At 39.3% G+C, this 11,669-nt stretch carries 7 protein-coding genes; 2 read left to right on the top strand and 5 right to left on the bottom strand.

Going from position 1 to position 11,669, the window contains the following annotated elements; all coding sequences use genetic code 11:
- Positions 1–197, bottom strand: a 197-nt coding sequence (locus tag F607_RS33715) for a helix-turn-helix domain-containing protein (RefSeq protein ID WP_027709644.1), incomplete at its 3' end; no start/stop codon positions are given.
- Positions 198–518: 321 nt separating this feature from the next.
- Here F607_RS33715 and F607_RS0120970 point away from each other — a divergent pair.
- Positions 519–1,166 carry a PEP-CTERM sorting domain-containing protein gene (locus tag F607_RS0120970; protein ID WP_027709643.1) on the top strand — a complete coding sequence of 216 codons (648 nt, stop codon included), beginning with the start codon at positions 519–521 and terminating at the stop codon, positions 1,164–1,166.
- A gap of 154 nt (positions 1,167–1,320) precedes the next feature.
- Here the strand turns inward: F607_RS0120970 and F607_RS0120965 are convergent, their stop codons facing one another.
- From F607_RS0120965 to F607_RS0120950, 4 genes are all read right to left on the bottom strand, one after another.
- Entirely contained in the window at positions 1,321–8,004 is a 6,684-nt protein-coding gene (locus F607_RS0120965) for a calcium-binding protein (protein ID WP_027709642.1), read from the bottom strand.
- A gap of 560 nt (positions 8,005–8,564) precedes the next feature.
- A complete protein-coding gene (locus F607_RS0120960) occupies positions 8,565–9,233 on the bottom strand; it encodes a hypothetical protein (RefSeq protein ID WP_027709641.1) in 669 nt (222 codons plus the stop codon).
- Positions 9,234–9,437: 204 nt separating this feature from the next.
- On the bottom strand, positions 9,438–10,307 hold the full coding sequence (locus tag F607_RS0120955; protein WP_027709640.1) for a hypothetical protein: 870 nt from the start codon (positions 10,305–10,307) through the stop codon (positions 9,438–9,440).
- 276 nt (positions 10,308–10,583) lie between these two features.
- Positions 10,584–11,336 (bottom strand): glycosyl hydrolase family 18 protein, encoded by a 753-nt coding sequence (locus F607_RS0120950; RefSeq protein ID WP_027709639.1) that lies wholly within the window; start codon positions 11,334–11,336, stop codon positions 10,584–10,586.
- Between the two features lie 112 nt (positions 11,337–11,448).
- On the opposite strand from F607_RS0120950, the gene F607_RS30915 reads away from it, so the two are divergent.
- Positions 11,449–11,669 (top strand): transposase family protein (locus F607_RS30915; protein ID WP_420864443.1); only part of this gene is annotated, 221 nt, incomplete at its 3' end.

Below are 11,669 nucleotides of genomic sequence, written 5' to 3'. Positions count from 1 at the left end.
GATGATCGCCTGTCATCTGACTGTTGCTGTGCCTGTTTGGGGCGATATCCTCGAAGCCCTTTATTCCGCATCAATTCACGAGAGATGGTTGATGGATTTCGTTCCAAATTCTCAGCAATTTCTTTTTGATTTAATCCTGCTTTTAAAAGCGAATAAATCTGGTATCGTTCATGTTCAGTCAGCTGAGTGTAGTTCATAGTGCTTTATCTCTTGGTCGGGAGAAGCGCAAACTCTACCAGCTGGCTTCTCTTATGCCAATTGCACTTATTATCCGAAACCGCGTAATATTATTGAAGATTTATTCAGTGTTTTCCTCATTGAGGTGTTTTGCTTAAAGAATACTTATAAGCTTTAGTGTCGATTGGCTATACATTTTTATTTGTGGTTTTGAGTAAAGCTATTAAATATTGTGTGTTATAGCGTATAAAATAAGGGGTATTTTAAGAATATTCTTGAGTGGCATAATTTTTGTAGTAAAAAGCTTTGTTATAATCGAAAGTTTTTGGGAGATATTACTTATGTCACTAAAAGGTTTATTTTCATTTAAGCTACTGCTTACGTCTGCGTTGTTATCTACAAGTTTAGTTTCTCATGCAGTTATCACTCAGGTAGGTTCAACTGCAGGAATGAGCCAAGGGCCTTATGCTTTAGAAGACTTTGAAGATGGTAGTTTTGTGCTTGGATTTACCGCAACAGCCTCATCGGGAGTCATTCTAGCCAGTGCGAGTAGTTATGCAAGTGGGGGAACACCTTCAGGTATTCAAGGCCTGTCAACCAACTCATTTCCTGACCCTATTATGATTAGCTTTGCTACACCGGCATCTTCTGTAGGGATGTTTTTTGGAAACGATGACACATGTTGTTCGAGTGGTTTTACTGCATTCCTTGATATCTTCGATGTAGGTGGATTGATTGGTACAATTGGCGTTGCTGCTAATATGAATGACTTTGCTGACCAGTTTATTGGCTTTGTTAGTGACCAGGCAGTAACTAGCGTAACTTTACGTTATGGTACTGGCTCTGATGTCGGTTTGTACCACTATATTGATGATTTGCAGTTCAATAGGGCAGGTACAACACCAGAACCTGATCCTATCCCTGAGCCAGGAACCTTGGGTTTATTTGGGCTATTAACAGGCTTTTTACTTAGAAGAAAAAAGCAGTAAATACATTCAAAATGAAAATTATATACCTTTAAAACTTTTATAAAGTGAAAATATCAGTTGCTCGTTATCATTGCAGCAACTGACATTCACTTGAGGGCCACTCAAAAAAAAGCATTTTTAGAGGGCCTTTGATAGTTAATCTTTGAATACAGGGTTAGGCTGTATGCACCAAAGATGTTAATGCAGTATTTAGATGTGGTTCATTATAAGTAGAGGTTCCTCCATTTTCTTTTTCACTCATTTGACTGGCCATTTGAATAAGTAGATTAATATCGACGGAATGAGTGGTTTGGTCTTTATCAATGATATTCATCGTCAATTCAGATGAATTACTGGTTTGCTCTAAAATAAGTGCTTGATCAGAATCAGCTTTGTTTATAAGAGATAAATTGCCATCTTTGTATAAAACTTTAAAATTATTCCAATCGAGATTTTCCCATTGCACGGTGAGTGTAGTGTGTGATGACTGTTCTAAGTAAATGATACTGGAATATTGGTTTATATTAACAGTGTTGTTGCCTGAGCCAAGGTTGGCAATGATCACTCCTTCATGTTTACCTGTATACAGTATGTCATTCCCTTCTCCAGTCTTTACTTTAAACAGCGACATTAACGGGTGTGCTAGCTCAAACTGCTCTGTAGATGATTGATACGACTGTTGACCTAAATTGATGGTATAGTCACTATGGGATTGAGTTGTTAAATCCAGCTCTGAAAGTTGAAATTCATGGCTTTCATTAAATGTACCGTATAATACCCCTTGACCGGGTTGTGTTGTGGACTGGAAGGCAAAGGTTAGTTTTTTGCTAAGATTCTGTTGGTAGCGGTTCCCTAGAATAATTTGAGTACCTTGATAATTGAGATAGTAACGACTTTCGGGAGTACTGTAGCGGTGAGAAAAACCGTTAAAACCATTTTGGAAACTAATCGTATCGCGTTGGTTATCTGTGTCATCACTGGTAATAACAACCATATTCTGGTTGGCGCCAATCATATAGGTATCATGACCATTACCGCCACTTAGTTGTGCCCCATCAGCACCAGATACAAGAATATCATTACCATCTTCACCAAAAAGTTGGTCAAAACCGGCACCACCATCAATCAAGTTATCAAGGCTATTACCTCGAACTGTGTCGTCTTCTTTAGAGCCAATGACATTGGTAATGTTTGTAGAAAGCAGGTTAAATCGCTGTTGAATGTCGCCATTAAATAAGTGTGTGTAACCTTTTGCTAGGTTTACTTTGTAATGACCTTCATCTGCTGCACGAGTAACTAAGGTATCAAAAATTACCTGGCCATCACTCTGAACAGATGGAATATATAAATGACCAGCTAAATCTCGGAACTGAATATGCTGGTATTGTTTACCTTTAAAGTAACTTGAAAGAGTAATCACATTAAGGCGCGTTGGTGCATTTTCCTGATAATATTCTAAAACAGGTTTGAAGCTTTCCGAGGTTAATAGCTCCCAATGATCTTTTGTGGTTTTAAGCCCTGTTTTTATAGGCTCAAGGGTAGCACTAGCAAGTGGAAGATCATCCATGAGTGGCAGTATATTATTGCCTGCTTGATGACTTGAAAACAGTTTTTTTGCCAAACGTAGAGCATTTAACCAGCCTTGACTCACCGTGAGTTTAAGGTTGTCATTTTCTTTATAGCCGCTTAAGTCACCAAAGTTTGTAATTAATTGATCCGTAGCTGTTACTTTTGGCATATGTTGATAAGCATATAACTTTGCTTCTTCATCAGAAGCGTCAGGGTTTTCTGCAAGATACTCAAGTTTTACCCGATAAAAACGTTCTCCTGCTTCTACTTTATTGTCAATCGTGTCATGGTCTGTGTCTGTTTCCCAGTCATCAGCTGTAATCGTATAAGTGTCAGTACCTTCACCACCACTTAAATAGTCGCTGCCTTGACCTCCCACTAAGTGATCATCACCATATAAGCCGCTTATGATGTCGTCACCTTCTGAACCTTGTAAAAAATTACTGAAGCGATCGCCACTGATTTTGTCATTACCTTCAGAACCAATGACGTTTTCAATGTTTTCAACAAGAAAAAAATCTTCTCGGCCATCACGAATTTGCACAGTTGATTTATTGCCAAAGTGACTGTGAGGCTCAAGACTGATTTCTACGCCTTTTTTCTTTCCTGTAAAGGCATACATTGAGCGGAAAGAAATAGTATCAATACCTGCTCCACCATCCACAATGGCATAGTCAGTACTGGTAAAGCGTTGCAGAGCATTAGGTGAACGGATTTCAAAAGTATCTGCTTTATTACCCCCTTTATACCGCCGTTGAAATGCACTTCGATTGTGATCAATCAGGAAAATGTTTCGACGATTTAAGTCACCATTTGCCCAGTCAAATCCTTTACCTAACTGAATAAGCGTGACACCGTTTTCCTCATCATAAGCATCTAGTTTCTTAACTTGAGCAGCTTTCGCTTCTTGTCGAAATACCCAGCCGGAATCGACTTCACCAGGATTATTTCGGTGATATTCTCTTAGTTCAGTTGGGGATAAGTTATAGTAGTCATAACCTTCACTAATATTGGTTATTTTACCGTAGGCGGTAAACACTTTTGGTGTGCTATAAACCAGCTTATCGACGCCTAGTTGAGCATACATTTCCAAGCGTTTTTGTTGCATTTCATTCCATTGACGTTCACCAATATTTGTTGCGGCTTTATTGGCTATATGCTCAGGAACAGGAAAGCCAAAAAACACAGCAGCCCCCGCTAGGTCAAGGTCAGAACCTGTAATGCCTGCATCAGCAAGTTGTTGTCTGACTCGCACGGTGTTATAGATACTCGCGGCTATACCAATCGCTAAGCCAATCGCAGCACCAATAGGGCCAGCAGCGGCGGTAATTAACGAAGCAATACCTGTGGCAATTGAGACCACAACACCTGCCACAGCCAGTGAGCCATTAACGATATAATCAATACGTTCGTCAGTATTTGTCGTATTTGCTGCCGCACTAAAATTATCAACAGCTGACCAAATACCTAAACCTGCACCAGCGAAGTTAGTAATAGCGCCTAGCTTGGTTGCCACACTGGCAAGGCGAGTTGATACTGCCTGCACTTTGGTGCTGTTAGCCAACACATCCAGTGTAATGTCAAGATTATCAGTAAGCGTGTCTGCTAATGATTGTACGGCATGGTAGGTGTCACCTTTAGCAAAAGCATCAACGGTTTGGTAAACATTACCAGGTAAGCGTATGACGCTCATAGCTGTATTTACGCCATTAATTTTACTGGCTAACCTATTGAGTTTTTGGTTAGGGACAGGTGTTGAGCCAAATAAACGATGCTGGCGATCATATAACTCAGTGACGCTGGCCAAAGAGCGATTTAATTTTTCATCCAATGACGATAGCAGAGGCAGTTGATGATCTAACCAATTAATAGCTTCTGCCTGTTTACGTAATTTAATGACTTCTACAGAGTTTGAATTTTCGGGCAATAAATTAGGTGAAGCTGTGAGCCACTGATTCAGCCGTGCTAAAGCAGTATAACGTTGGTTACCATCTAATTGTTTCATCCAGCGTTGGGTTTGTTCTGGATTAAGTGAGAGTGAGCCTTCTAGTGTGGTAAGTGTAATTAAATCCTCAGTGGTTAAAGCGGTATTATTAAGTTTGGCACCTGCTAACCAAAGTTCTATCCGGCTGATACGTTGTTCACCCATTGAAAGTAATCCAAGGTTCTTATCGGCTTGTGCTAATAAGTCCAGATCAGTGACATAAGGGCGACTCATTTGGGTGATAATATCATCACTTAAGGTTTGGTCTAAAGTCGTGTGAGAAAGTGACCAGGTTTGTTGTTTTAAATCATACTGTGAAGAAATATAATCAACCGCTTTGCGAATCGTATTTGTAGTTATGATTTCGCTGGTGGTGGAATTAAATAGAGTGACCGCTTTATTATTAATTAATAACGCTAAATCATTGCCATCAACCCGCAGCTTCAATACGCCAGATTCAGCGAATGAGTGAAGTGCTTTTCGTAAACGCTTAGCGCCTTGGCCACTATTTACAGCTTCAAAATAGAGAGAAGGGAGCTGTTTAATACGTTCAGTTAATCCTTTTGCTTGAGGGTTTTCTTGATCAGGTTGCAGCCATTGCTGATATCCCAGGGCTAAAATATTGCGGGTATAACTGGTTGCAGCACTGAGACCTTTCTGCTTATAAACTAATAGAAAGCTATCGAATAAATACTGATCATCAAGGGTTAATGCTTTGGTTAAGGCTCTTGTATCAGTTAAATTTTGCTGTGGTAATACGGAGTTATTCTTTAACAGATGATTGAAGGCATCATTTATTTGGTCGGGGAAATGCGCTAAACGTTTTGTCAGCTTTTCTAAAAAGTTATGTTTGGGTTGAAAAGGAAGATCTTGCCAGTGACTACGGTGAGCATTCCACCAAGGCGTTACCTGCTCACTCATAAAGTTATTAAAAACGCTTTTTGCTGCAGTAAATGCCTGCTCTGAGCTATCTTGTCGATAGGCATTCATAGCCGTATTGAACTCATCAAGCAATGTTTGATAATGTGCTTTTTTATTTGTATCTGCAGTTATTATGAGTTCTTGTAGCCAGTGTTGGGCTTCTTGATAAGCCGTAGACTCTGTGTCGCCTAACTGCTTAAAAAGTTGGCTAAACTCTGCCTCATGATTATTAAAATAATCTTGCCATTCTCCTTCAATTTCTTTATTACGGAACCAGCGGTTGTACCGGGTAAGAATATAGCTAAGCGTATCTGCCGTGGGTGACTCTTTCAGAACTTCGGTATTACTATGAGCGATACCCACTTTTCCACCAAGACTGGCCCCACTTGCAATGGGTACTTCACCATTGACACCTAAGTTAACTGAGTGAGTAAATAAAAAGCGCGAAAACTGTTTGTGATAGTGGTTATCACCATACTCATGTTGATAGCCCGCTTTAAAGTAGCGCAACTGTAAGGTAAATTTACCTGATGCTGAAGCATCAACATGATTATTGATGAAGTCAGATAATGTATTTTTGATTTGTTCAGAGTCAACAGTGGCACCATATTGACTCTTAACTTTTGACACCATGTTATCAATAAAGCCAGTAACATCACCACTGGTAATACCTGCCTTAAAGCTAAGATAAATATCAATATAGTCACCATGACGCAAACGACTTGGATGTACTCGGTTTCTATGTAAAACGGTTGCTTCAAGCCCAAAACTACCTATCGAACCATTTAAACTGAAGCTTTTATCGGTGATACTGAGCCTAACCAGCTGCTTAAAAGAAGCAATATTCTCAAGTTTACTTTTTGAATAGGTGATAGTAGGTTGAGTGATATTTTGACTTATTTTATCGAGTAATACCGTTGCCTGTTGAAATTGTTCTGGTGTTGAATTCGCATTCCATATACGGTCAGCAAATAATGTGTAAGAAGCATGAACTGCTTGCAGAAACTCATGACGACCTTGAACGCCCCAACGAGATTCAATGGCATGTTTTTCTACACGTGATGATTGTTCGCCTGCATCATATTTTTGGACAACGGTCATATAACGATTAAAGTCATTATTCAGTGTATCTAGTGCCTGGATAGACCGTTCAACAATAGTCTTATTTGCGCTGTCTTGATTTAACAGTGTTTTTGCATAAGCTGTTAACGCTGTGGGTAACTCTTTTAAGCGTTGCGCATTTTCGGCAATCACTGTCCAAAAATAAGCGGGTACAAACTCATAAATTTCAGTTTTACGAAAAGTAGCGCTGATGCCTGCTGAAGCAGATAGGGGGAGTTCAGTACCTGTAATACCAATAGACGCCGAGCCAGCTGCATTAGCAGAGGTACTGTTGACATACCCGCTCAGTGTTTCAGGAATGACAGGGGAGGTGACATTGACTTTGCTGTTAATGCCAAGTTGTTCTGTTAATAAGGTATTCAGCTTATGCTGATTATTAACAGCAGCTTGCAATTGCTTATGGTACTGTTTTAACTCAGAGCCAGTTGCACTGCGTTGAGGGCCAGCAAAAACTTTACTGATGACTTGCCAGGCTAGCTGTTTAGCCGTTTTGGTAAGCGCAGTATCATCTCGGTTTAATGAGGCTAGATGACTCACCTCCATATCCACATAAGTCTTAACATTATTGTATTCTTTAAATGTGGTATAGGCATGGCTACCTGTTAAGTTAGCACCAAGTTTGGCGGCGACGACTTTAATACCAGCTTTTAATCCCAGACTGCCAGTACGAGTCTTAGAGCGGAAAAATAAACCTTCATCATCAGCGTCTAGCGTATCCGTATGACTGTAACCGATACTTCCATAAAGATTGGAAGCAACAATATTTCCACCACCTTTCACTTCAATCTTTAGGGTTGTGGAATTAGCTGCACCAGGGTCACCGATGCCTTTAAGCTGGTTAAAAACATCTGATTTTATATCGTTACGGGCTTGGTTTAGCCAGCTGGCAAAAAAGTATTGACCGAGTAATGTGGCCAGTGTTTTGGTATCTGAATTATTGAGTAAATGGCTGGTTTTTTCCAGCTGGGAGGAGAGAAAAGCGGTATCTTTTGTGGAAAGCGTACTCTGCTCACCTTCTGTGGTAATGAGTGTATTTAGTTTTACTTTTACAGATTCTAACAGTGATATACCTTGCGCTATTTTCTTGGCACTTTTTTTATTATCTTGCCTGAGTGCAGTTTCCCGAAGCGAAATGAGTTGGTTAGCTAACTTGTCAATAACCGTTAATGTTTCGCCAGTAATTGGTTTGCCTTCGGTGGTGCTTAATGATAAAACAGAACGTGAGTTTGAGGGCGAGCGAAGATTTACTGCTGACGGCTCCATAAAATACACCACAAAAATTATAATAGATGGACTATTTAAATAATAGGTTTTAATATCATCGTACAGCTTTAATTTAGTCGAAATAGCACACTTTGTGTGGTCTGTATAAAGTACGATGTTTTAATTATTGTTAAGGATACCTACAGTAATGTTCTTAAGGAAAAGCCTTAAGACATAAATTTTGACAATAGCTTACGCTTAAAAAACCTGCTGATAGGTATCATCTTTAAAAGTTATTTTAATTTTTACGCAAAGGGTAATGCGCTTAATGATGTTTTATTGTAAACATCATTTGTACTATTACTTATTTTAAGTACAGGTATTTATTTTTGTACACACAGGGGGATCTGCCCGCTATGTGAGAGCAAAATATAACTTCTAATAAAAAGAGATCTTTGTCAATCTGTTTTTACGTATTAGTACATATATGGAGGAAAGATAAGCAAAAATGAATGATGTGTTAAAAAGTGTGAAAATGATGCCTTATGCCAGGGCAAGGATACTATAAGGCATCATTGTATTAGGTATTTCTGATTGATGTTTTTCAAAGAATGCTTATCTTAATTAGTTGTATCTGATGCTATCTCAGTATCCGTACATTGGCGAAATTTGTTCATCAGCAAGGCAATATAACGCTGGTTGTATTCGGTGCCAAATTGAAAAGCCTGTTTGGCATCATCAGTTTCTATATTGTGTTGTTGAGCAAGGGCTGCTATTTCATTCCACTGTTTAAGCTTGCTTTGCTGGTAAAGCATGTGAAGTAGATTATTACGCTTCAAACATTGGGCTAGAGTACTTTGTGGTATTATCTCGGGGTTTACTTGTGCTTTTTTAAGGCAACGGGAGTAGTAAGATGCAATAAAACGTGGGTGTTCGTCTTTTTCAGGGCTAACATTGTAGTACTCGTCAAGCATTTCCTTCATTAAGTAGTAGTCAGATAGATTATTACCCTGACTGGCAATTAATTCATCTTCTGCATCAACCTTTGCTAATTGATATTGATTGATCTTATTAATGAGTTCATAGGCAATGCCACTGCTAATAAAACACTGGTTGATTGTTGAGTCGGCAGCGAGTAAATCCTGCTCTGATATTTCGGGTTGTAAGTAGGGAATAGAGCCTGAACAACCGCTAAGAAATACGGTAGCTCCAATGGTGAATGAGGCTAAATATTTTTTTAGGGGGCGCGTTACAGATAGGTATATATTGGTGTATTGCTTTAAGGGCATAATGGTTTTGCTTATTTCATGGTGATTTATGGTTTTACCCTTGGTCTGGGTATACTTAAACAATAGCTAATAAAGAATAAAAAGGTAACCTTGATTTTATTCTTTTGAGGCAGTGATCAACACTTAAAGCGTTGTCCTGACCTCAAAAGTGATGTTTGTATCGGCTAAGGGATTTGCAGACAGGTTAAAAACTTTAGAGGCGGACTATAATGAATACTGGCAAAAGTCAGGATGTTGATATACCTGCTGGAAGATTCCCCTCAACCAGGTTGTTAGGCGTTCTCTGGCTTCTGAAATAATAGGATGGATAGGCTGATCATCGGTAGGATTAAGTAGCGTGTTACACCGTTTAGCAAAGAGCCATAGCGTTGCTGCGACAATATCAGCGGCTAACTGAAAGCGATTTCTTTTAAACTGCTTGTTGTGCTTTAAGTAGTTGTCTGCGGTTTTCAGACACTCACTAAATGAAGGCCAGTTCGGCTGTAAGCAAGCTAGATCAATAGCAGGACTGCCCAAGCTGACATGTTCTAAGTCCATTCGGTACACGTCACCAGAAGTACTACAACACCAGTTATCAAGGCAGTTATCACCAGTAATAAGCCAGCCAGGGGCAAAAAGGTGTTGAAACTCATAGTAAAAGTTATCCAGAACATTACGCAAGCAGCGTTGCTCAGACAATGGTGCAAGTTGCAATAGTAGGTAATTATCCTCTGGTTGCCAGTAATGGGTCGCTAATGAATTGATATTGAGGTTAGACAGCGTTGTTTGATGGAATTCAGATAAACGTTGAATAAGTTCGTTTTGATTAATATTCTGGTTGGAAGGCTTGATAAACTCTAAAACGATGATGGTATTAGCATTTAATTTAAGGCTGTGTACTAAGCGGGGAAAGTTAATTTGAAAGGACTGAATTTGATTAGGCAGGCTTATGTAGCAATAAAGCTCAACCTGAGAGGTTTTCTTAACGATAAACTGCTGATTTCCAGCACGAATTAAAGATACTTTATGACTGAGTGACTGGTAATTATCAATTGGGCCTATCTCTTCAGTCAACTGCGTAAACAAGTTATCCATAAGGTTCACTATTGTCTGTTTAAATCACTCCCTTAAATTAATGTTATCAGAAAAAAAATGTGATATTAACAACTTTTTTAGCAAGACAGTCAAACAATATTTCAGCTAATCACTTGGATTGTCGGGGGGACGAATAATTCTTTTAAGAAGTGACTTAACGTTCTTAGAAATTGGTTTTTAAGGATGAAAATCCGCTTGTAAGAGGTTCATTTGAGTGATTTTTGAAGATAAAAGTGTGAAGGTGTTTTTCCCTTCACACTTTTAGGCTAGTTGTAATTATTTACAAAATTCAGCACCGTTAAATGAATAAGTTGAAGGGGATGACATAGACTCTTCAACAACAGCAGGGGTGCCATTTTTATCCCATTGTGTAACAACAGTATTACTTTCTCCTGCATAGTGCTGAGAAAACTGGTAATAACCACCGGATTTTAGATGGTTACAAACTGCGGCATTCATAGCATTCAAAATTAAACCATTATCGGTTTGAGCCTCCCACATAAATAAACCCGCCAGATTATATTCTTTAACAAGTTTTCCTTTGGCTATGACACTTCGAGGAGAGTCAAAGGTTTCAACCTTGGCAAACTGATAAGTTGCATCATTAATAGTGTGTGGCTTCCAGATATACGCAGACTCAGCTTGGGTATCGTAGTATAAGTAACTGGTGTTACCTTTCATAAAGTGGTCATAAATATCCCTAAAGTCACTTACCCCAAATTGAAAAGTACCTGCCGCACCCAAACCAGAACCACGGCTATTACGCCAATTCTGCGCTTGTCCATGCCAGAAAAATTTACCATAAGCTTTTTTATTTTTTAGGTATTCCCAGCCACGACTATAACTGGCTACACCGATGACTAACTTGTTGGTGGGAAAGTCTGGGTACAGTGAGCGTACTGTTTCAATCGCGCCACGGGTGCTAAAACCACGAGCAACCTCACTATTTGTTCGGGTTTTTCCATTAAATAGAACAGGGTTCCCTAATTCATCGGTTGCTAGACCCGATAAACTGTTGTAAGTACCCATAACGGGTTTAGCATTTATCGCAGCATGATGACTTGGGTCTTTAGCCAGGGCAATCGCATATAAAAATACAACAAAATCAGTATAATAGGATGATTAGCAACTGACTTAGAGCATCACATTGGAAAAAAATAATACAATTGCAGATCATTTTAGTCACTTAGACGACCCTCGAGTTGAACGCCATCGTCGTCATACGTTGGTTGATATCATTACTATTACGATTTGTGCTGCGTTGTGTGGAGCAGATGATTGGGTTGCTATTGAGCGATTTGGTAAGGCCAAGGAAGCATGGTTTCAAGGCTTTCTAGAATTGCCTAATGGGATACCTTCCCA

Source organism: Zooshikella ganghwensis DSM 15267 (assembly GCF_000428585.1).
Classification (GTDB): domain Bacteria; phylum Pseudomonadota; class Gammaproteobacteria; order Pseudomonadales; family Zooshikellaceae; genus Zooshikella; species Zooshikella ganghwensis.
Note: the sequence above shows the minus strand (reverse complement) of the source record. Positions and strands in the feature narration are given on the sequence as shown.

Bases quoted from the DNA above. Each gene is read 5' to 3' on its own strand.
- F607_RS0120970 (WP_027709643.1), top strand. From the start codon at position 519: ATGTCACTAAAAGGTTTATTTTCATTTAAGCTACTGCTTACGTCTGCG.
- F607_RS0120950 (WP_027709639.1), bottom strand. From the start codon at position 11,336: ATGGGTACTTACAACAGTTTATCGGGTCTAGCAACCGATGAATTAGGG.
- F607_RS0120960 (WP_027709641.1), bottom strand. From the start codon at position 9,233: ATGCCCTTAAAGCAATACACCAATATATACCTATCTGTAACGCGCCCC.
- F607_RS0120965 (WP_027709642.1), bottom strand. From the start codon at position 8,004: ATGGAGCCGTCAGCAGTAAATCTTCGCTCGCCCTCAAACTCACGTTCT.
- F607_RS0120955 (WP_027709640.1), bottom strand. From the start codon at position 10,307: ATGGATAACTTGTTTACGCAGTTGACTGAAGAGATAGGCCCAATTGAT.